This window comes from Sphingobacterium sp. JB170 (genome assembly GCF_900163865.1).
In the GTDB taxonomy this organism is placed as follows: domain Bacteria; phylum Bacteroidota; class Bacteroidia; order Sphingobacteriales; family Sphingobacteriaceae; genus Sphingobacterium.
On sequence record NZ_FUKU01000021.1, the window covers coordinates 1 to 2,524 of the forward strand.

General features: G+C 38.5%; 1 protein-coding gene. It reads left to right on the top strand.

Features of this window, described 5'->3' with window-relative positions; translation table 11 throughout:
* Window positions 1-564 precede the first annotated feature (564 nt).
* Entirely contained in the window at window positions 565-2,379 is a 1,815-nt protein-coding gene (locus FM107_RS05180; RefSeq protein WP_059333880.1) for a reverse transcriptase domain-containing protein, read from the top strand.
* The last annotated feature ends 145 nt before the right edge of the window (window positions 2,380-2,524 follow it).

The following is a 2,524-nucleotide window of genomic DNA, read 5'->3' on the forward strand; positions in this document are numbered from 1 at the left end:
GTGCGCCCATAAGGGTGTTTAGTGAATGCAGTTTTGGCAAACTGCTGAGCAAGTGTTCATACTGCTCATCAACATCCGATTTATCCAAAGAGGAAACTCAATGGGGAGTGTAGCATATCGGAAAAGCCATAAGTCAATCAACTATCAGATTGCGACTGTAATGGCAAGTTGAAATAATGGATAAGAGGAACAAATCTGGATTGATTAAACGATAGTCTAAGTGGTTAGTTTCTTAAGCATTGACGGAAGATAGTTACTAACGTCATTTCCCTAACACTTTTCCGTAAAAATGTAGCGGTAAAAGCATGAACAGGTAAGGGACACAGCTACAATAAGTAGAAAAGGACGAAAGTCGGTTGCCGACAATCCATTGCGCCAAGTCACTATACATCTAAATGGGGATTGCCTAAATCGGAATGCCGAAAGGCTATGAAGTTCAGCTTCTGAATATCCGACATGGCAACGGAGTTCCCGTAGTAGTCCGAGCAAGGGAAAGCCTTGTACATGGCGAAGGGGAACAGTTGGTTTAGTTTAATTGAATTAAAGGAAAATGTGAGAGACATTATGAGAAATCCCGAAATGACATTGAACAGTCTGGTGAGACACAGCAACACGCTGACATATAAGTTCCAAAGACTGTACAGGATATTGTTTAACGAAGAAATGTATTACGTAGCATACCAAAAAATATACAGCAAGGCAGGTAATATGACCGCTGGCTCCGATGGTAAAACCATAGACGGTATGAGTGTGACACGCGTTAAACAGCTAATAGAATCGTTGAAAGACGAATCCTATCAACCTGTACCGTCTAAAAGAATTTACATACCAAAAAAGAACGGTAGCAAGCGTCCTTTGGGTATTCCCACATTCATCGATAAACTCCTACAGGAAGTAATCCGTATGATACTTGAAGCCATTTACGAAGGGCAATTTGAAAACTCTTCCCATGGTTTCAGACCAAGCCGAAGTTGCCATACAGCTTTGAAAAGCGCACATAAATTGTTTACAGGTGCAAAGTGGTTCATTGAAGGAGACATAAAAGGTTTCTTTGACAACATTGACCACGAAGTAATGATAAATATTATGAAAGAGCGTATCGAAGATGAAAGGTTTATTCGACTTATCAGAAAATTACTCAAGGCAGGATATATTGAGGATTGGACGTATCACAGAACGTACAGCGGTACTCCGCAAGGAGGTATTATCAGCCCTATAATGGCTAACATTTATCTTGACAAGTTTGATAAGTATATCAAAGAATACACCCAAGAATTTGACAAAGGTACATGGAGAAAACCCTCTAAGGAATCCCGCTATCTAGTTTGCAAAAAATACCGTTTAAGTCAGAAACTCAAAGTTGAAAAGGATGAAGTAAAACGGAAAATTTTACTTGAACAAATCAATGACATCGTTAAAGAACGTCAAAAACATCCTGCATCGGTGCAGATGGATGAAAACATGAGAAAATTGAAGTATGTCAGATATGCAGATGATTTTCTAATTGGCGTAATAGGTTCAAAGGAGGATTGTACCAAAATAAAAGAAGACCTCAAAGATTTTCTTAGAGATAAACTTAAATTGGAATTATCCGAAGACAAGACACTTATCACCCATGCTGAAAAACCTGCCAAATTTTTGGGATACGAAATCTTTATCAGAAAATCCAACGGTACCAAAAAGGACAAAATGGGCTACCCAAGACGATGCTTTTCAAGTAAGGTTGTACTGTATGTTTCTACGGAAGTGATACGCAAAAAACTTCTTGACTATAAGGCAATGAAAATCATCAAGCCAAAGGGAAAAGAGGTTTGGAGGGGAATATCAAGAGGCTACATGATTGCATTTGATGATTTAGAAATCATCAGTCAATACAATGCTGAAATAAGAGGTTTCTATAACTATTACTCCATAGCAAACAACAGCCATATAATCAACTCTTTCTATTACATCATGTGTTACAGCATGTACAGTACCTATGCGAGTAAACATCGCTCTTCAATAAATAAGTTGATGAACAAGCATAGAAAGAATGGAGTGTTTTCCATTCCCTACACAGATAGAAAAGGCAATATTAAATACAGAATTCTTTACAACGAGGGTTTCAAACGTAAAATGGTAACCGGAAACCCATCATTTGATAACATTCCAATGACAGTCACTATAACAGGTGGTAGGAACAGTTTAACGGATAGATTAATGGCTAAAACTTGTGAATACTGCGGTGCGAAAGATGAAATAGAAATGCACCATGTAAGAAAGCTCAAAGACCTAAAAGGAAAAACAAATTGGGAAAAACAAATGATTGGTAGAAGAAGAAAAACTTTAGCAGTATGTATATCATGTCACGAAAAATTGCACGCAGGAGCATTAGACTGAATAAACCGATGGAAAGCCGTATACATGGAGACATGTACGTACGGTTTGGGGGCAGACACAGGGAAACCAGCTATGGAAACATAGATATTGGCGTCAGGTGTCGAGCCTACTTCCTAACCACTTCGCACGATGGTAGCGGAAGTAT

Coding starts and splice junctions, on each gene's coding strand:
- FM107_RS05180 (WP_059333880.1), top strand. CDS start 565: ATGAGAAATCCCGAAATGACATTGAACAGTCTGGTGAGACACAGCAAC.